This is a genomic window from Kitasatospora sp. NPDC091276, from assembly GCF_040684355.1.
Classification (GTDB): Bacteria; Actinomycetota; Actinomycetes; order Streptomycetales; family Streptomycetaceae; genus Kitasatospora.
The window spans coordinates 91,814-110,062 of the sequence record NZ_JBFBFU010000007.1; the positions used below are offsets into that span (position 1 = coordinate 91,814).

18 protein-coding genes are annotated in these 18,249 nt (G+C 73.6%); 12 read left to right on the forward strand and 6 right to left on the reverse strand.

The window, feature by feature from the left end; genetic code table 11:
• The first annotated feature begins 529 nt into the window (after nucleotides 1-529).
• Nucleotides 530-1,003 (forward strand): ATP-binding protein, encoded by a 474-nt coding sequence (locus tag AB0O19_RS11265; protein ID WP_063348164.1) that lies wholly within the window; start codon nucleotides 530-532, stop codon nucleotides 1,001-1,003.
• Between the two features lie 438 nt (nucleotides 1,004-1,441).
• Here AB0O19_RS11265 and AB0O19_RS11270 read toward each other — a convergent pair whose 3' ends face one another.
• The gene (locus AB0O19_RS11270) at nucleotides 1,442-2,413 is read right to left on the reverse strand and encodes a helix-turn-helix domain-containing protein (RefSeq protein WP_363619143.1); all 972 of its coding nucleotides are present in this window, start codon (nucleotides 2,411-2,413) and stop codon (nucleotides 1,442-1,444) included.
• A 278-nt stretch (nucleotides 2,414-2,691) separates the two neighbouring features.
• Here AB0O19_RS11270 and AB0O19_RS11275 point away from each other — a divergent pair, with 278 nt between their 5' ends.
• From AB0O19_RS11275 to AB0O19_RS11290, 4 genes are all read left to right on the forward strand, one after another.
• Nucleotides 2,692-3,942 (forward strand): MFS transporter, encoded by a 1,251-nt coding sequence (locus AB0O19_RS11275; RefSeq protein WP_363619244.1) that lies wholly within the window; start codon nucleotides 2,692-2,694, stop codon nucleotides 3,940-3,942.
• A 71-nt stretch (nucleotides 3,943-4,013) separates the two neighbouring features.
• A complete protein-coding gene (locus tag AB0O19_RS11280; protein WP_363619144.1) occupies nucleotides 4,014-4,541 on the forward strand; it encodes a GNAT family N-acetyltransferase in 528 nt (175 codons plus the stop codon).
• Nucleotides 4,542-4,662: 121 nt separating this feature from the next.
• Complete coding sequence (locus AB0O19_RS11285; RefSeq protein ID WP_363619145.1) at nucleotides 4,663-5,007, forward strand: DUF4229 domain-containing protein; 345 nt, start codon at nucleotides 4,663-4,665, stop codon at nucleotides 5,005-5,007.
• A gap of 227 nt (nucleotides 5,008-5,234) precedes the next feature.
• On the forward strand, nucleotides 5,235-6,230 hold the full coding sequence (locus AB0O19_RS11290) for a LacI family DNA-binding transcriptional regulator (RefSeq protein WP_363619146.1): 996 nt from the start codon (nucleotides 5,235-5,237) through the stop codon (nucleotides 6,228-6,230).
• Nucleotides 6,231-6,303: 73 nt separating this feature from the next.
• Here AB0O19_RS11290 and AB0O19_RS11295 read toward each other — a convergent pair whose 3' ends face one another.
• Nucleotides 6,304-7,512 carry an MFS transporter gene (locus AB0O19_RS11295; protein ID WP_363619147.1) on the reverse strand — a complete coding sequence of 403 codons (1,209 nt, stop codon included), beginning with the start codon at nucleotides 7,510-7,512 and terminating at the stop codon, nucleotides 6,304-6,306.
• 424 nt (nucleotides 7,513-7,936) lie between these two features.
• On the opposite strand from AB0O19_RS11295, the gene AB0O19_RS11300 reads away from it, so the two are divergent.
• Nucleotides 7,937-9,283 (forward strand): dicarboxylate/amino acid:cation symporter, encoded by a 1,347-nt coding sequence (locus tag AB0O19_RS11300; protein WP_363619148.1) that lies wholly within the window; start codon nucleotides 7,937-7,939, stop codon nucleotides 9,281-9,283.
• Between the two features lie 271 nt (nucleotides 9,284-9,554).
• Here AB0O19_RS11300 and AB0O19_RS11305 read toward each other — a convergent pair whose 3' ends face one another.
• Nucleotides 9,555-9,758: a cold-shock protein gene (locus AB0O19_RS11305; RefSeq protein ID WP_052580872.1), complete on the reverse strand. Its 204-nt coding sequence runs from the start codon at nucleotides 9,756-9,758 to the stop codon at nucleotides 9,555-9,557.
• A 368-nt stretch (nucleotides 9,759-10,126) separates the two neighbouring features.
• Between AB0O19_RS11305 and AB0O19_RS11310 the strand changes: the two genes are divergently transcribed.
• From AB0O19_RS11310 to AB0O19_RS11335, 6 genes are all read left to right on the forward strand, one after another.
• Entirely contained in the window at nucleotides 10,127-11,029 is a 903-nt protein-coding gene (locus AB0O19_RS11310; protein WP_063348157.1) for a menaquinone biosynthesis protein, read from the forward strand.
• Between the two features lie 174 nt (nucleotides 11,030-11,203).
• The gene (gene mqnC, locus AB0O19_RS11315) at nucleotides 11,204-12,424 is read left to right on the forward strand and encodes a cyclic dehypoxanthinyl futalosine synthase (RefSeq protein WP_363585027.1); all 1,221 of its coding nucleotides are present in this window, start codon (nucleotides 11,204-11,206) and stop codon (nucleotides 12,422-12,424) included.
• 16 nt (nucleotides 12,425-12,440) lie between these two features.
• The gene (locus AB0O19_RS11320) at nucleotides 12,441-13,082 is read left to right on the forward strand and encodes a hypothetical protein (RefSeq protein ID WP_363585029.1); all 642 of its coding nucleotides are present in this window, start codon (nucleotides 12,441-12,443) and stop codon (nucleotides 13,080-13,082) included.
• A gap of 247 nt (nucleotides 13,083-13,329) precedes the next feature.
• Nucleotides 13,330-13,917 (forward strand): hypothetical protein, encoded by a 588-nt coding sequence (locus AB0O19_RS11325; RefSeq protein ID WP_363585031.1) that lies wholly within the window; start codon nucleotides 13,330-13,332, stop codon nucleotides 13,915-13,917.
• A gap of 124 nt (nucleotides 13,918-14,041) precedes the next feature.
• Nucleotides 14,042-14,737: a demethylmenaquinone methyltransferase gene (locus tag AB0O19_RS11330; protein WP_363585033.1), complete on the forward strand. Its 696-nt coding sequence runs from the start codon at nucleotides 14,042-14,044 to the stop codon at nucleotides 14,735-14,737.
• A gap of 134 nt (nucleotides 14,738-14,871) precedes the next feature.
• A complete protein-coding gene (locus AB0O19_RS11335) occupies nucleotides 14,872-16,161 on the forward strand; it encodes a geranylgeranyl reductase family protein (RefSeq protein ID WP_350877772.1) in 1,290 nt (429 codons plus the stop codon).
• Between the two features lie 62 nt (nucleotides 16,162-16,223).
• Here AB0O19_RS11335 and AB0O19_RS11340 read toward each other — a convergent pair whose 3' ends face one another.
• The 3 genes from AB0O19_RS11340 to AB0O19_RS11350 form a co-directional block, all read right to left on the reverse strand.
• Nucleotides 16,224-16,586 (reverse strand): MazG-like family protein, encoded by a 363-nt coding sequence (locus AB0O19_RS11340; RefSeq protein ID WP_363585035.1) that lies wholly within the window; start codon nucleotides 16,584-16,586, stop codon nucleotides 16,224-16,226.
• A gap of 103 nt (nucleotides 16,587-16,689) precedes the next feature.
• A complete protein-coding gene (locus AB0O19_RS11345; protein WP_363619149.1) occupies nucleotides 16,690-17,388 on the reverse strand; it encodes a peptidylprolyl isomerase in 699 nt (232 codons plus the stop codon).
• A gap of 85 nt (nucleotides 17,389-17,473) precedes the next feature.
• Nucleotides 17,474-18,238, reverse strand: coding sequence for a TetR/AcrR family transcriptional regulator (locus tag AB0O19_RS11350; RefSeq protein ID WP_363619150.1), 765 nt, complete (start codon nucleotides 18,236-18,238; stop codon nucleotides 17,474-17,476).
• Nucleotides 18,239-18,249: the final 11 nt, after the last annotated feature.

Below are 18,249 nucleotides of genomic sequence, written 5' to 3' on the forward strand. Positions count from 1 at the left end.
GGTCGCCAGCCGGGTCGCCAGCCGGGTCGCCAGCCGGGTCGTCGCCCGGTTGTCGCTCGGACCGGCGGCCCGTGCGCGGGGCGGTCCTTGGAGGCCACTGTTCGAAGGCCGTTGGACATATGTCGCACGGGTGGTTCGCGAGTGGCGGGCCGGGTGCGCGGGGCGTCCGGAGGTAGGTTCGCCACTGCGGGACCGGCGGGTCGGCCCGGGCCGGACGAGTGCCGGTGCGAGGCTCGCGAGAGTGAACGGGACAGTATGCACTGAGCTGTCCCCCGATCGCTGGAATATGCCCGAAGCGCTTGCCGAGGTCCGTCCGCCCACTCATCCTGAGGCGTAATCGAGTCGCGGCCAGTGCGCGACGGACGAGTTGGCCCGGACGAGTTGGCCCGGACGGGACAGGTCGGGTGAGCGCCGGGCGGGAGCCCGGCCGAGGGCCCGGGTGGCACCGGGCGATGTGCGAGGGTTCGCCGGCTGGACGATCCGGCCCGATCGGGACGATGGCCGAACTGCGAGTGCGGGTGGTGGAGCGGTGCAGGTTCTTCAGGTACAGCTGGCGGTGCAGGCGGACCCCGCCGAGGTCGGCCGGGCCCGTCGGTGGGTGCGCTCGCGGCTGCTGAACCACGGGGTGGACCCGGACGCGCCGGTCGCCGAGACGGTGGTGCTGGTGGTCTCCGAGCTGGTGACCAACGCCGTGGTGCACACCGGGTGTCCGGCGGTGCTACGGCTCTGTCTGCCGGTGGAGGAGGACCAGGCGGGCGGCGAGCCGGCCGGCCCGCTGCGGGTGGAGGTCGCCGACGCGAGCCGGACGGCCCCCGCCCCGCGGCACGCCGGGGCGGACGAGAACGCCACCAACGGGCGCGGCCTGGAGCTGGTCGAGCTGCTCTGCGAGCGCTGGGGCTGGTTCCCGGACGGCTCGGGCAAGCGGGTGTGGTGCGAGATCGGTGCGGATGCCCGGCCGGCGGACCCGTTGGCGGGCGTGGACTGGGCGGCGCTGGCGCAGTAGCGGCAGCGGCAGCCCCGGGGCCCGCTCGGTTCGCTGCCGATCCCGCCGGTGATCGCCGGCGGAGATCACCGGCCGAAAGTTGACGCAACCATTCCGAATTTCGGACTACCCATTGACGTGACGTATCCGACTGATCACGCTTGGGTGCGGCTCTCCGTCAGTGAGGGGACGCCGAGGGGACGCCCGAACGCCGCCGCGGTGCTGTTGTCCAGGGGGACCACGCCAGCAGGGGGGCCGTGGATCGCCGGTCGCGGGCGCTCCTTGGCGAGTGCGGAGGGCGCGGCGCGGGTTCAGGGCCCGTGCGTCGCGATTGGATGGTGGCCGGCCGCGCCGTGCTCGGGGTGCACGCGGCCGGCTGCCATCCGACCCGCCGTCATCCGGCGGAGTTTTCCGGCCACTCGGCCGAGAGCCGCCCAGGGCACCTGAAGCCGCCCGGGGTCACCCGGGGACGGTGCGGAAGGTGCGCCGGTAGGCGCTCGGGGCGACGTCCAGCCGGTCGCGCAGTTGCAGCCGGAGCGAGGCGGCGGTGCCGAAACCGGACTCCCGGGCGACTTGGTCGATCGTCAGGTCGGTGCGCTCCAGCAGCTGCCGGGCCCGCTCGGTGCGCTGCACGGTGAGCCACTTCCCGGGGCTGGCGCCGGTCTCCTCGCGGAAGCGCCGGGTGAAGGTCCGCACGCTCATGCCCGCCCGGTCGGCGAGTTGGCGCAGCGCCAGCGGCTGGTCCAGGTGTTCCAGTGCCCACGCGCGGACGGCGGCGGTGCCGTGGCCGGTGGAGTCCACCGGGCTCGGGGCCTCGACGTACTGCTTCTGGCCGCCCTCGCGCCACGGCGGCACCAGGCAGCTGCGGGCCACCGCGTTGGCCACCGCGCTGCCGTGGTCGCGGCGGACCACGTGCAGGCACAGGTCCACCCCGGCGGCCACCCCGCCGGAGGTGAGGAGGTCTCCGTCGTCGGTGTAGAGCACGTCCGGGTCCAGCCGCACCTTCGGGTACAGCTCGGCGAAGCGCCGGGTGTAGCGCCAGTGGGTGGTGGCCGGGCGGCCGTCCAGCAGTCCGGCGGCGGCCAGCAGGAAGGAGCCGGTGCAGATCGACATCAGACGGGTGCCGGGCCGGATCCGGCGCAGTGCGGCGGCCAGTTCGGGGGTGAAGGCGGCGTCGACGGTGGCCGTGCTCGCGTCGGCGGAGGCCGGGATCACCACCGTGTCGGCCCGCTCCAGCAGTTCCGGCCCGTGGTCGACGCTGATCCGGAAGTCCGCGCTGGTGGCGACCGGCCGGCCGTCCAGCGTGCAGGTGGCGACCTCGTAGAGCGGCCGTCCGGCCGGGTCCTTGGCGCCGCCGAAGATGCGGGCGGGGATGCCGAGTTCGAAGGCGATCACGCCGTCGAGGGCGAGTACCGCGACCAGGTGGGCCATGCCGTTCCCCTTCGGTGGTGCGGCCGCCCGGGCCGGTCGGATCGGGTCGGCGGGTTGAGTCGGTCGGTCGGTCGGTTCGGTCGGTCGGTCCGGCCGGTTCGGGCCAGGGTACGCCGGGACCGTGGCCCGATTCTTGCGAAAGCTGTCATTCAGGCCACTCGTCGCGGCCGCGCCGCTTCGGGACACTCGTCCGCGTGACCGAACGCAACGCCTTCGCCCCCGCCCCCGCGCCCGCCCCCGAAGGACCCGTCCGCCCGGCCCGCCCGGCCCGCTTCCGGGTGCACTACGCCTGGGTGGTGGCCGGTGTCTCGCTGCTGGTCCTGCTCGGCTCGGCCGGCTTCCGGTCCACGCCCAGCCTGATGATGGACGCCCTGCACAACGAGTTCGGCTGGTCGCTCGGGACGATATCCATCGCCACCTCCGTCAACCTGACCCTCTACGGCCTCACCGCCCCCTTCGCCGCCGCCCTGATGGACCGTTTCGGCGTGCGCCTGGTGGTGGTCTGCGCGCTGCTGACTATCTCGGTCGGCTCCGGGCTCACCATGCTGATGCGCGAGCCCTGGCAACTGGTGCTCTGCTGGGGCGTGCTGGTGGGCCTGGGCAGCGGCTCGATGGCCGGCGCCTTCGCCACCACCATCACCGGCCGCTGGTTCCAGGCGCGCCAGGGCCTGGTCACCGGCGTGCTGACGGCCGCCGGGGCAGCGGGAAACCTGGTCTTCCTGCCGGTCGGCGCCTGGCTGGTCGAGCACCACGGCTGGCGCTCGGCGGTGATCGTGGTCTCGCTTGCGGCCAGCGCGGTCGCCGTCCCCGTCCTGCTGCTGATGCGCGAGCGGCCCGCCGACCTCGGCCTGCTCCCGTACGGAGCGACCGAGGAGCCCCCGGCGCCCGCCGCCGACGGCCGCGCCCTGACCCGCTCGCTGCGGGTGCTGCGGGACGCCGCCCGGAGCCGGGCGTTCTGGCTGCTGTCCGGCTCCTTCGCGATCTGCGGCGCCACCACCGCCGGCCTGGTCGGCACCCACTTCATCCCGGCCGCCCACGACCACGGCATGCCGGTGACCACCGCGGCCGGTCTGCTCGCCCTGATCGGCGTCTTCGACGTGATCGGCACCATCTTCAGCGGCTGGCTCACCGACCGGGTCGACTCCCGGATCCTGCTGGTCACCTACTACGGGCTGCGCGGGATCTCGCTGCTCCTGCTGCCGCAACTGCTCGCAGGCTCGCTGCAGCCGCCGATCCTGGCCTTCGTCATCTTCTACGGCCTGGACTGGGTGGCCACCGTGCCGCCGACCGTCGCGCTGTGCCGCCGGCACTTCGGCGGGGACGCCCCGATCGTCTTCGGCTGGGTGCTGGCCAGCCACCAGATCGGTGCGGCCGTCGTCGCCGGGCTGGCGGGCCTGGCCCGCGACGCGCTCGGGAACTACGACCTCACCTGGTACGGCGCCGGCGCCCTGTGCGTGGTCGCCGTCGGGCTCTGCCTGGCGCTGCGCACCAGCCGGCCGGACCGCCCCGTCGTCCCGGCCCTCCCGTAGGGCGGGCTCCCAGGGCGGGCTCCCAAGGCGGGTCGGGGGCCTGTCGGACCGGAGAGCTAGGCTCCGCAGCCATGGCGCTCATCTTCACCCTGGACCCGAAGCTCGACCCGGACCTGCGCACCGCCGTCGTCCGGCTGTGGGCCGACGTCACCAACGCCGGCGGCGCGGTCGGCTTCGTGGCGCCGGTGACGGAGGACGAGGTCTGGGACACCGCCGACCACCAGTTCGCCGGGGTCGCGCCGGACGGCCCGGACCGGCTGCTGGTCGCCCACGAGAGTGACACCGGCCGGCTCGTCGGTGTCCTCTTCTTCGAGTCGATGCGGTTCGGCCTGATGGAGCACTGGCGGATGCTCAAGCGGGTCATGGTGCACCCCGACTGCCAGGGCCGCGGCCACGGCGTCCGGCTGCTCGCCGAGGCCGAGCGGATAGCCCGGGAGTGGGGCCTGGAGAGCCTGCGGCTGACCGCGCGCGGCGGCCAGGGCCTGGAGCGTTTCTACGCCCGCTGCGGCTACCGGGAGGTCGGCCGGGTGCCGGCCGCGGTCCGGGTCGCCCCCGGGGACGACCGCGACGAGATCACCATGTGGCTCGACCTGCGCTGATCCGCAGGACGGCCGGGCGGCGGCGGGCGGGGGGACGGGCGCCCCCTTCCCCGCGCCGCCCGTCAGGCATGCTTCACTGGGAGACCGGCCCCCGCCCAGACCAGTGAAAAGGATGTGTCCCGTGAGCAGCACCGGCCAGGAGAAGTCGCACGCCACGCTCCGCTACACCTCCCTGCGGGTCAGCATCTTCCTCGGCTGCCTGCTGGTCGCCCTGCTGCTCGGGCACTTCAAGATCATCCCGGTCAGCGGCCAGGCCGGAGTGATCTTCCTGTTCCTGCTGGCCGCGATCGCGTCCGCGCCGCTCAGCTACGTGCTGCTGAGTCGTCAGCGCGACGACATGTCCGCCCAGATCACCACCAAGGTCTCCGGCCTGCGCAGCCGTACCGCCGAGCGGATCGCCGCGCAGAACGCCGAGGAGGACGCCGCCGACGAGGCGGCCCGGTCGGCCGCCGTCCGGCAGAGCTGACCCCGGCCGGACCCGCAGCCGCAGCCGCCGTGCCCGACTCCGCCGCCTCGGACGCCTCCGCTTCCGACCCCGACCCCGCTTCCGCTTCTGCGGCTTCCGAGCCCGGACCGGCCGACCCGCCGTCCGGGCCGTCCGCGTCGCTCGGGCCGTCCGCGTCGCTCGGGTCGTCCGTCGGGGAGGAGGCCGGGACCTGGCCGGCCCCGGTGCGCCGGCCCACCGGCCGGGACGTGGCCAGGCTCGCCGGGGTCTCCCAGGCCACCGTCTCGCTGGTCTTCTCCGGTGCCGAGGCCGGCCGCCGGGTCTCCGACGCCACCCGGGAGCGGGTCCGGGAGGCCGCCCGCAGCCTCGGCTACCGCCCGCAGGCGGCCGGCCGGCAGCTGCGGCTCGGCCGTAGCGGGATGATCCTCCTGGCGGTGCCGAACATCCTCGGCCCGTTCTTCGGCCGGGTGCTGGAGGGCGTCCACGAGGAGGCCGGCCGGCACGGCCTGGCGGTCGTGGTCAGCTCCGGCTGGGGGAGCGCCACCCTCGCGGAGGCCGCCACCACCAGCCGCTTCGACGGCCTGCTGATCTGCTCCCCGGACGACAGCCAGCTCGGCGAGCTGCCCGCCGACACCCCCGTCGTCTTCCTCGACGCCGACCCGGGCACCGACCGGGCCCGGCCGACCGTCGAACTCGACGTGGCGGGCGGGATGCGCGCCGCCGTCGAGCACCTGGCCGGGCTCGGCCACCGCCGGATCGGGCGGCTGCGCTCCACCCACTCCGCGTACACGTTCCGGGTGAGGCAGGCCGCGTTCGAGCAGGTCGCCGCCGAACTCGACCTGGAGGTCGTGGAGTTGGGCGTGAGCCTGAACGAGGGCCAGCCGGCCGCGCGGAGCGTGGCGCACCGCCTGCTGGAGCGCCCGGACCGTCCGCGCGCGGTGATCTGCGACGACGACGTGGTCGCCTCCGGGGTGTACCAGGCCGCCGCCGAGCTGGGGCTGAGGGTGCCGGCCGACCTGTCGGTGGTCGGCATGGACAACGTCGCGGTGGCCGCGCTGCTGGCCCCGCCGCTGACCACCGTCGACCTGCCCGGCGAGGAGCTGGGCCGGGTCGGCGCGGCGGCGCTTGCGGGCCTGCTGCGCGGCGAGCGGGCGGCGCCCGTCCCGCCGCTGGCCACCTCGCTGGTGCTGCGCTCCTCCACCGCGCCGGCGGCCGGCGCGCCGGGGCGGGGAGCGAAGCCGTAGGCAGGAGCAGGGGAGGACGAAAGACCGCGCCCGCCGGCCAGACCCCGGTGGGCGCGGTCGTCTGTGGGGGGCCTCAGCCCACCGGCACCGGTCGCATCGACGGCGCCGGCGGCACCGGGTGGAACCAGCGGCGGGCGCCGAACAGCAGCAGGGCGCCGAGCGCGATCCCGCCCGCCGCGCACAGCGCCACCGGCCGCAGCGAGTCCTCGGCCAGGTTGCCGGACACCGCGTAGCCGAGCGAGTTGCCCGTCGCGAACAGCGTCACCAGCCAGGCGAACGCCTCGGTCACCGTCCCGGTCGGCGCCAGCTCGGCGACCAGCACGAACGCCGCCGCCAGCAGCGGCGCCAGCCCGATCCCGGAGAGGAAGGCCAGCGCGGCCATCGGGTACGGCCCGGGCAGCAGCACCAGCGGCAGGTAGGACGCGGCCATCGCGAGCGCCATGACCCAGGTGCGGGTGGCCGTGCTGCTGCGCCACTTCACCGCGCCGTAGGCGAGCGCGCCGAGCAGGCCGCCGAGCGCCGCCAGCGCCAGCAGGGTGCCCGCGCCGCCGGGCAGGGCGTCGGCGTGGTGCTCGGCGTAGGCGATGAACAGCACGTTCTGCGCGCCGACCGCCCAGCCGGCCCCGGCCAGTCCGACCAGCAGCAGCACCAGGCCGGGGGAGCGCAGCGGGCCGAGCAGTCCGGCGGAGTGCGCGCGGGCCGGGGCGCGCCAGGCCCGGGCCGGGGCGGTGGTGGCCACGATCAGCGCGCCGGCCAGCCCCAGTCCGGCGGCCATCCAGAGCGCGGCGACCGGGCTGAACAGGCCGGCGATCCCGGCGACGGCCAGCGGGCCGGCCACGTAGAGGATCTGCTGGGAGGCGGAGTCGAAGGCGTAGGCGGTGTCGAGCTGCTCCTCCTCCACCACGTCCGGCCAGAGCGAGCGCAGGCAGGGTTCGAGCGGGGGCATGGCGAGCCCGGCGATCGCGGCACCGAGCGGAGCGGCGATCTCGGAGCCGGGGGCGAGGGCGAGCAGCGCGTACCCGCCGCCGGCGAGCACGGCGGAGGCGAGCAGGACGCGGGGCTGCCCGGTGCGGTCCACGATCCGCCCGAGCACCGGCCCGCCGACGGCGGCGGAGATCGCGTAGGCGGCGGTGGCCAGTCCGATCCGCCCGTACGGCGCGCCGGCCTCGCGCAGGGCGAGGGCGATCACCAGGGCGGTCATGCCGGCGGGCAGGCGGCCGAGCAGGGTGCCGAGGAGCAGGCGGCTGACATGGGGGGCGCGGAGCAGGGCGAGGTAGCCCATCGGGCGTCTTCTCCGGTCTGGGCAGGCGAGGGCGGGGACGCCGTCAAAGTTATACGTATAACCGCTCAGCGGTCAATCGAGCCGGTGGGGATGATCTGATGGTGCGTCAGCTTCGTTCGTGTCCGGATCTCATCCCAACCTCAAACAACTACTTTGAACATCTCAAACCTTTGCTGCTAATGTGTCGGCCATGACCACCTCAGACGCATCGCGGAAGCACGGCCGGGGCTCGCTGCCCGGTGCCGCCCGCCCGTGCGCTCTGACCGGTGCTGTGGACAGCCCGCGCCGTTGTCGCGCCATGAGCTGTATCCCGGCGGCACGCCCCTGACCGGGGGCCGGGACCTCCCCGCCCGGCCCGCGCGCCGTGCCGCCTCCTCCGCCACACCCCACCGTCAGCAACGCCCTCCCCCGGAGCCGCACCGTCATGTCCACAGCGCCCGAGGCGACCCCGTCGCCGTCCGTGCTCGCGAGAATCCGCAAGACCCCGTTCTGGGTCCAGATCGTCGGCGGCCTGCTGCTCGGCGTCGGCCTGGGCTACCTGGCCCGCGCCGCCGACATCTCCTGGCTGGCCACCACCCTGGAGACCATCGGCAAGATCTTCGTCCAGCTGCTCAAGCTGGCCGTCCCGCCGCTGGTGTTCACCGCGATCGTGGTGAGCGTCGCCAACCTGCGCAACGTCACCAACGCGGCCCGCCTGGCCACCCGCACGCTGCTCTGGTTCATGATCACCTCGCTGATCGCGGTGGCCGTCGGCCTGGGCCTGGGCCTGCTGACCAACCCCGGCCAGGGCACCAACCTCAAGACCGACGGCCTCAAGGCGCTCGACTCCAAGGGCACCTGGATCGACTTCCTGACCGGGATCTTCCCGACCAACATCGTCGACGCCTTCGCCAAGGTGAACGTGCTGCAGATCGTCTTCATGGCGGTCGTGGTCGGCGCGGCGATCATCAAGCTCGGCAGCAAGGCCGAGCCGGTCCTCAAGCTCAGCGAGTCCGTCCTGGAGCTGACCCAGACCGCCCTGTGGTGGGTCATCCGGCTCTCCCCGCTCGGCACCCTCGGCCTGATCGGCAAGTCCGTCGCCAAGTACGGCTGGGACCTGCTCAAGCCCTTCGCCACGCTGACCCTCGACATCTACGTCGGCTGCGCGCTGGTGCTCTTCGTCGTCTACTCGCTGCTGCTGAAGTTCGCCGCCGGCCTGAACCCGGTCAACTTCTTCAAGGGCGCCTGGCCCGCCATCCAGCTGGCCTTCGTCTCGCGCTCCTCGGTCGGCACCCTGCCGGTCACCCGCCGCGTCACCGAGCGCCTCGGCGTCCCCAGCGAGTACGCGTCCTTCTCCGTGCCGTTCGGCGCCACCACCAAGATGGACGGCTGCGCCTCGATCTACCCGGCGATCGCCGCGATCTTCGTCGCCCAGGTCTACAACATCGACCTCGGTATCCGGGACTACCTGCTGATCGCCTTCGTCTCGGTCGTCGGCTCGGCCGCCACCGCGGGCCTCACCGGTGCGATCATCATGCTGACGCTCACCCTCTCCACCCTGGGCCTGCCCCTGGAGGGCGTCGGCCTGCTGCTCGCCATCGACCCGATCCTCGACATGATGCGCACCGCGACGAACGTCGCGGGCCAGGTGCTGGTGCCGGTCCTGGTGGCCTCGCGGGAGAAGATCCTCGACGTCGCCGCCTACAACCGCCCCTCCGGCGACCTGTACGAGGACGCGCCGTCGGCCGTCGTCCCGGCGCAGGCGGACAAGGCGGCCCCGGTAGCTGCCTGATCCCGGCCGGCTCGGCGACAAGGGCCCGCCTCCGCACCGTTCCCCGGTGCGGAGGCGGGCCCTTGTGCGTGCCGCGGGGGCGCGGGTGCGTGCGCTGCTTCCCGGGGCGGTGGCCGGGAGGAGAGGCCGGGGAAAAGGCACGGGGAAAAGGCAGGGGGCCCGCCGGTCGGGCGGGCCCCCTTGGGTGTTGCTCTTGTGCTCATGGTGACGGCTGTCGGGAGCCGCCGACGGACCCGCTGGGGTCCCGAGCGATCAGAACATCAGAGGATGGTCAGATGGGGGTGACGTTCTCCGCCTGCGGGCCCTTCGGGCCCTGGGTGACGTCAAAGTTCACCGCCTGGTTCTCCTCCAGCGAGCGGAAGCCGCTCGCGTTGATGGCGGAGTAGTGGACGAAGACGTCGGGGCCGCCGCCCTCCTGGGCGATGAAGCCGAAGCCCTTCTCAGCGTTGAACCACTTGACGGTTCCCGTGGCCATGCCGTTCTCCTTGCGAGGGACGTGTCGGGGCCACACCGTGTGGCACCCGGTCCGCTGCGCTGATCGCCCTGCCTCCGGACGAGTCCGAAGTTTTTCGATATTGCTGAAAAACTACAAAAAGCCCGCGGTTACATGCTCCGCAGGCTTCAAGTACTGCAAGGGGAATCAAACTGCAACTGAGGGCAACGCTAGCATGCGGTCGCTGTGACGACCAGGGGTGAACTGCGGCCCCCACGGCGCGTGTCGTAGGGCCCCGCAGGGGCGTCCCGCAGGCCTCGCGAGCGCGTGTCGGGTGCCCGGTGCAAGCCTCTGTGAACAGCAGGCATACGCTGCGGGAAAGCGCACGAACAGTACAAGGGAGCGGCGCAGTGGCAGCACCGGACGGACAATCGCGGGAGCCCCAGGAACACACCCCGGTCAGGCCTCGCGTCGGCCACATCCAGTTCCTGAACTGCGTCCCCCTCTACTGGGGCCTCGCCAGGACCGGCAACCTGCTGGACCTCGACCTCACCAAGGACACCCCGGAGAAGCTGAGCGACCAGCTCGTCGACGGCTCGCTGGACATCGGTCCGATCACCTGCGTGGAGTACCTGCGCAACGCCGACGACCTCCTGGTCCTGCCCGACATCGCGGTCGGCAGCGACGGCCCGGTGATGTCCTGCCTCATCGTCAGCAAGGTGCCGCTCGCCGACCTGGACGGCCGCCGCGTCGCCCTCGGCTCCACCAGCCGCACCTCCGTCCGGCTCGCCCGGCTGCTGCTGGAGGAACGCGAGGGCGTCCGCCCCGACTACTTCAGCTGCCCGCCCGACCTCAGCTCGATGCTCGCCGAGGCCGACGCCGCCGTCCTGATCGGCGACCCGGCGCTGCGCGCCTACCTCGGCCAGGCCGCCGACCTCGGACTGACCGTCCACGACCTCGGCGAGATGTGGAAGGAGTGGACCGGCCTGCCGTTCGTCTTCGCCGTCTGGGCCGTGCGCCGCGAGTTCGCCGAGCGCCGTCCGGAACTGACCGCGGCCGTGCACCGGGCCTTCCTGGAGTCCCGCGACCTCTCACTGGTCGAGGCCGCCAAGGTCGCCGAACAGGCCGCCCGCTGGGAGGCCTTCGGCGCGGACGTGCTGGAGCGGTACTTCAGCGAGGCCCTCGACTTCTCGCTCGGCGAGCGGCAGCTGGCCGGCGTCGCCGAGTTCGCCCGCCGGGTCGCGCACGACAGCGGCTTCGCGTCGGACGTCGCGGTGCGGCTGCTGGAGCCGGCGGCGCTGCCGGTCGGCTGAGCACGGTGGTCGGTTGAGCGCGGTGGTCGATTGAGCGCGGTGGTCGACGGGCAGCGGGCTGATGCGGACGCTCGAAAGGCCTGGCGTAGGCTGGTTCGGCCGTACCCGGACGCCTGCCGTCCGGGGGGCGGCAGCGCCGAGAACTGCAGTATCCGAGAGAGAGAAGGCGGCCAGGTGACCGAGCTCGCAGCGACCACCCTCGATGCGCCCAGCACCGATTTGCAGGCCGTGCTCGACCGGGCCGCCGGCGGTGGCCGGATCACCCCGGAGGAGGCGCTGGAGCTGTACCGCTCGGCGCCGCTGCACGCGCTCGGCTCCGCCGCCGACGCGGTGCGCCGCCGCCGCTACGCCGGTACCGAGCACATCGCGACGTACATCATCGAGCGCAACATCAACTACACCAACGTCTGCGTGACGGCGTGCAAGTTCTGCGCCTTCTACGTGCCGCCGAAGAGCGACAAGGGCTGGTCCCGCGAGCTCGACGAGATCCTGCGCCGCTGCGCCGAGACCGTCGAACTGGGCGGCACCCAGATCATGTTCCAGGGCGGCCACCACCCGGACTACGGCGTGGAGTACTACGAGCGCGCGTTCTCGGCCATCAAGGCCGACTTCCCGCAGCTGGTGATCCACTCCCTGGGCGCCTCCGAGGTCGACCACATGGCCCGGATCTCGGGCGTCTCGATCGAGGAGGCCATCACCCGGATCCACCGGGCCGGCCTGGACTCCTTCGCCGGCGCCGGCGCCGAGCTGCTGCCCGCGCGGCCGCGCAAGGCGATCGCCCCGCTCAAGGAGTCCGGCGAGCGCTGGCTGGAGATCATGGAGGCCGCGCACGGCCTCGGCGTGGAGTCCACCTCCACCATGCTGATGGGCACCGGCGAGACCAACGCCGAGCGGATCGAGCACCTGCGGATGATCCGCGACGTGCAGGACCGCACCGGCGGCTTCCGGGCCTTCATCCCCTACACCTACCAGCCGCAGAACAACCACCTGAAGGGCTCGACGCAGGCCACCGTCTTCGAGTACCTGCGGATGATCGCGATCGCCCGCCTGTTCCTCGACAACGTCGCCCACATCCAGGGCTCCTGGCTCACCACCGGCAAGGAGGCCGGCCAGCTGTCGCTGCACTACGGTGCGGACGACCTCGGCTCGGTCATGCTGGAGGAGAACGTCGTCTCGGCGGCCGGTGCCAAGCACCGCTCCAACCTCACCGAGCTGATCCACCTCATCCGGGCCGCCGACCGCGTCCCGGCGCAGCGCGCGACCACGTACGAGCACCTGCGGGTGCTGGACGACCCGGCCAACGACCCGGTGGACCCGCGGGTCGCCTCGCACATCGCCTCCACGGCGATCGAGGGCGGCACCGCGCACCCCGAGCTGAAGATCCTGGACAACTGAGGCCCGGGGCACCGTCGTGCTGACCCTGCACCGGGCGGCCCTGGTGCTGCCCGACCCGGCCGACCCCACCGCCCCGTCCCTCCCGGACGGGGCGGTGCTGGTGCGCGGTGACCGCGTCGAGGCCGTCGGACCGTACCGGGAACTGGCCGCCGCGCACCCGGGGGCGCGACTGCGGGACTGGGGCGCCGCGGTGCTCACACCGGGGCTGCGCAACCCGTACGGGCACCGGCTGCTGGAACACGCCTACCACCCGGACCCGCGCGAGGAGATCGGCGTCGAGCCGGTCGCGGACGGGCTGACGGGCTCCGTCGACGAGGGGCGCTGCGGCGCGAGCGCCCGGCGCGGGCTGCAACGGATGCTCGGGTTCGGGGTGACGGCGGTGGCCGGGCCGTTCGAGCGGGCCGCGGTGCGCACGGCCGTGGCGCGCTCCGGGCTGGTCGCGCTGCCGGGCGCCCCGGACGCGACGGCCCCGGCGGACGGCCCGCTGGACCCGCTGTCGGTGCTGCCGCTCGCGGCGGCCGTGCACGGCCGGGTGGCGGCGGGCGGCCGGGCCGACTTCGCGGTGTTCCCGGCCGTTGGGGAGGGCTTCGCCCAGCCATCGCCGGGCGGTTGCCTGGCCGCGGTGCTGGGCGGGCGGTTGGTGTACCGGCGGCGCTGAACGGGGCCGGGAACCGGACGACGTACTCGCCGGTAGTCGGACTTCCTTGCGGCGTACGGCACTTCCTTCGTGTGCCGCCGAACTCCACTGTCCACCCTGCGGGGTGATTCCCCCTTCGCCGTGACCTGAGGGCCCGCCAGCGGATACGATCCCGGACAGCTCACTCCGTACCCTCACCACCTACCGCCCGTGCCCGCGGGTGGCGGGGCCGTGTCCCAGGCCCCGAAGGCAAGCCAGGACAGGAACCATGCGATCCGCGACCGTCCCCCCGCCGCGATCCCCGCGGTTGGGCCGTGGTTGGTACCTCGCCGCCGTGCTCAGCGCCGTGCTGGCCGTCGGCATGTGCCTGCTCGGCTGGCGCCAGGCCGACCAGGCCGACCGGATCGGCGCCCACCCCGTGAGAGTCGAAGGCGTCGTCACCCAGCTCCCCACCGGCGGCGGCTCCTACAGTGCCGTCAGCTACCGGGCGTCCGGCCAGTCGCACACCGCGGCCGCGCTGCCGCTCGCCGACGGCGCCAGGATCGGCGACCCGATCTGCCTGGAGCACGCCGCCGACGACCCGGGCGCGGTGCGGATCTGCGGCGACACCTACCCGCAGCCGGTCGGCGTCGGCCTGGCCCGGTTCAGCGTGCCGGTCGCGGTCGGGATGTTCGTGATCTGCGTGCTGCGCATCCGGCGGCACCGGCGGGCGCTCGCGGTCCGCGCCGGGCAGGGCCGGCTGGCCACCACCGTCGCACTGGCGACCGGGGCGCTGGCCGACGGGATGCCCGCGATAACCCACGGCAAGCGCTCCCGGCGCCGGCGGCGCGCGAGCGGGCGGCGCGCGCAGCACTGACGGGGCGCGCGGCACCGGTGGGGCCGGGCGGGGGCGCTGGACGGCGGGGGCGTGCGGCGGGTGCGGACGCCCCGCGGCGTGCCCCGTTGGTCGGGGTGTCGGCGCCAGGGTGAACAATGGGGGCGTGACCCGAGCCTCTCTGGACAAGCAGCCGCACGAAGTCGCCGCCATGTTCGACGACGTCGCGGCCAAGTACGACCGCACCAACGACGTGCTGTCCCTCGGCCAGGCCCGCGCCTGGCGCCGGGCGGTGGCCGAGGCGGTGGACGCCGGACCGGGGGACCTCGTGCTCGACCTCGGAGCCGGCACCGGCACCTCCTCGCTGCCCTTCGCCGAGGCCGGCGCGCAGGTCGTCCCCTGCGACTTCTCCGTCGGCATGCTCGTCGAGGGCAAGCGCCGCCACCCCGAGCTGCCGCTCACCGCCGGCGACGCCACCCGGCTGCCGTTCGCGGACGGCACCTTCGACTCGGTGACGATCTCCTTCGCGCTGCGCAACGTCCAGGACACCGACGCGGCGCTGCGCGAGATGCAGCGCGTCACCAAGCCCGGCGGCAAGCTGGTGATCTGCGAGTTCTCCACCCCGACCTGGACGCCGTTCCGGACGGTCTACACCGAGTACCTGATGCGCGCCCTGCCGCCGGTCGCCACCGCGGTCAGCAGCAACCCGGACGCGTACGTGTACCTCGCCGAGTCCATCCGCTCCTGGCCCGACCAGCCCGAGCTGGCGGCCCGGCTGCAGGAGAGCGGCTGGTCCAAGGTCGCCTGGCGCAACCTCACCGGCGGCATCGTCGCGCTGCACCGGGCGTACAAGCTCGGGTAGCCGTTGCACCGGCGGGGTGGGGGCGTGGTCGTTTCCGGCGGCGGGGACGGAACTAGACTGCCGGAGACAGAAGCCGCCGTCCCCACAGCCGCAGCTCCAGGAGAGTGTCCACCGTGTCCGAGACCGCAGCCGATCTGACGAAGCCGGACAGCCCGGTCGAGAGCACGGCCGACGTCATCGTGGTCGGCGCGGGTCCGGCCGGCTCCACCACCGCGTACTACCTCGCCCAGGCCGGGCTGGACGTGCTGCTGCTGGAGAAGACCGCGTTCCCGCGCGAGAAGGTCTGCGGCGACGGCCTCACCCCCCGCGCCACCAAGCAGCTGGTGGACATGGGCATCGACGTCTCCACCGAGAACGGCTGGCTGCACAACAAGGGCCTGCGCATCATCGGCGGCGGCGTCCGGCTGGAGCTGGACTGGCCCGAGCTGTCCGCCTTCCCCGACTACGGCCTGGTCCGCAAGCGCGCCGACTTCGACGAGCTGCTGGTCCGTCAGGCCGAGAAGGCCGGCGCCCGGCTCTACGAGCGCTGCAACGTCAGCGGGCCCGTCCTGGACGAGCGCACCGGCCGGATCGTCGGCGTCACCGCCAAGCTCGGCGACGAGAAGCGGCCGGTCACCTTCCGCGCCCCGCTGGTGGTCGCCGCCGACGGCAACTCCACCCGGCTCTCGCTCGCCATGGGCCTGCACCGCCGCGAGGACCGCCCGATGGGCGTCGCCTACCGGACGTACTTCACCTCGCCGCGCCACGACGACGACTACCTGGAGTCCTGGCTGGAGCTGTGGGACACCCGCGGCGGCCAGCGCAAGCAGCTGCCCGGGTACGGCTGGGTCTTCGGCATGGGCGACGGCACCTCCAACGTCGGCCTCGGCATCCTCAACTCCTCGCCCGCGTTCGGCGAACTCGACTGGCGCGAGGTGCTCAAGGCCTGGTGCGCCGGCATGCCGGAGGAGTGGGGCTACACCCCCGAGAACATGACCGACCCGATCCGCGGCGCCGCGCTGCCGATGGCCTTCAACCGGCAGCCGCACTACACCCGCGGCCTGCTGCTCGTCGGCGACGCGGGCGGCATGGTCAACCCGTTCAACGGCGAGGGCATCGCCTACGCGATGGAATCCGGCCAGATCGCCGCCGGCGTCATCGTCCAGGCCCACGCCCGGGTCACCGAGACCGGGCGCGAGCGCGCTCTGCAGGGCTACCCGCGCGTCCTCAAGGACGTCTACGGCGGCTACTACACGATGGGCCGCGCCTTCGTGAAGCTCATCGGCAACCCCAAGGTGATGCAGCTCGCCACCCAGCGCGGCCTCACCCACCCGATGCTGATGCGCTTCACCCTCAAGATGCTCGCCAACCTCACCGACCCGCAGGGCGGCGACGCGATGGACCGCATCATCAACGGCCTCGCGAAGGTCGCGCCCAACGCGTAGCGGGCCCGGGGCCTTCTCCCGGCCCCCTCGGTCCACCCGGCCCCCCGGTCCCTTCCAGGACCTCAGGGCGTCTCCTCCGCCGTCTTCCGCTCCCCGTCCGCCGGGCGGCGGGAGGCGGCGGAGCGCTGTTCGACGTAGGCGAGGCGGTCGGCGAAGACCCGGGCCGCGTCGGGGGTGAGCGTCCGGAGGGCGACGAGGGCGGTGAAGACGACGTCGCAGAGCTCGTGCTGGACGTCCTCCCAGCTGTGGGTGACGCCCTTGCGCGGGTTCTGGCCGGTGGCGCCGATCACCGCGGCGCCGACCTCGCCGACCTCCTCGGAGAGCTTGAGGATCCGCAGCAGGCGCTCCTCCCGGGGCGACTGCGTGCCCTGCTCGTCGAGCCACGCGACGAGGTGGTCCACGCTCTCCCAGATCCGGCTGTCCATGCGCGCTGCTCCCGTGCGGTGTCGTTGGTGCTGCCACCGTACGGGAGGCGCCGCGGACGCACGGGAACAGCGTGGGGGCGGGGGGTGAGGGGCGGGCTCCCGGTCAGCGGGTGCTGATCTTCACGTGGCGGATGTTCACGGGGAGGGTGGGGAAGCCGTCGCCGGGGTTGTTCTGGTCGTCCTCGCCGCCCGCGGCGATCTTCTGCAGGACGTCCAGGCCCGCCGTGATCCGGCCGAACGGGGTGTAGGCGGGGGAGAGCTTGGTGTCCTTCCAGACGAAGAAGAACTGGCTGCCGTTGGTGTTCGGACCGGCGTTGGCCATCGCCACGGTGCCGGCCGGGTAGGTGGCGCCGGTCAGGTTCTCGTCCGGGAAGGAGTAGCCGGGCCCGCCGCTGCCCGTTCCGGTCGGGTCGCCGCACTGCAGGACGTAGAGCCGCTGGGTGGTGAGGCGGTGGCAGTGGCTGCGGTCGAAGTAGTCGTGCTCGGCGAGGAAGCGGAACGAGAAGGTGGTGCAGGGCGCCTTGTCGGTCAGCGCCTGGAAGGTGATCGCGCCCTGGCTGGTGCGCAGGGTGGCGCGGTAGGGCTGGGCGGCCTTCTCGGCGTCGAAGACGGGGATGCCCTTGAAGTTGTCGGCCGGCACCGCGGGCGTGTAGGCGCAGGCGGGCGCGGGCGGCGGGGTGTCCGCGACGGCGGTGCCGGTGCTCGCCGTGAGCGGGAGCACGGTGGCGACGGCGAGCAGGGCCCAGGGTGCGCGCTTCACGTGACGGGCCTTCCGGAGGGTGGTGGACGGCGGGGTTGGCATGGCGCCATCATCCACGCCGGGGCGGCGATCCGGTAGGGGTCGGTAGGGGCCGTCGGGTTTCAGGCACCGTCGGGCGGGTGGAGGGTCAGGAGGGCTCCGGGGGAACGGGGTTGGCCCGGGGTGCGGAGGTGAACAGCCCGGCGCGGGCGGCCAGCGCGGCGGCGTCGGCGGCCCGCTCGGCGGTGTGGGCGTCCAGCGGCTCGCCGGTGACGAACAGCCGGTAGTAGAGCGGGGCGGTGGCGGCCCGGACCACCTCGGCGCCGTCCGTTCCGGTGGGCAACTCGCCCCGGGCGACGGCTCGTTCGGCGACCTCGGCGGCCTGGCGGTGGCGGGAGGCGAAGAAGGCGCGCAGGGCGGTCGCGCCGGTGTCGGAGCGCTGGGCGGCGAAGATCAGCGCGGTGGGGGTGGCCCCCAGGTCGGGATCGGTGAAGACGGTGAACACCTCCCGGGTGATCAGCCGCAGGTCCTCGCGGAGGTCGCCGGTGTCGGGCAACGGCCAGGGCTGGTCGGCCGAGGCGGTCAGGGCGTCCGCGACCAGGCCGTCCACTCCGCCCCACCGCCGGTACAGCGTCGCCTTGTGGACGCCGGAGCGGCTCGCGACCGCCTCGACGGTGAGGCCGTCGTACCCCTTCTCGGCGACCTCGGCGAGCGTGGCGGCGACCACCCCCTCCCGGACCCGGGCGCTGCGACCGCCGGGGCGGGGGGTCGGGGTGCGGGGCTCGGGGTGGGTCGTTTCGGGGTGGGTCGTCGCGGGCTGTGCGGTGGTGGCGGGGTGGGTCGTCGCGGGCTGTGCGGTGGTTGCGGGGTGGGTCGTTTCGGGGTGGGTCGGCTCCGGGGCGTTGTCGTTCAAAGTCGACTCCA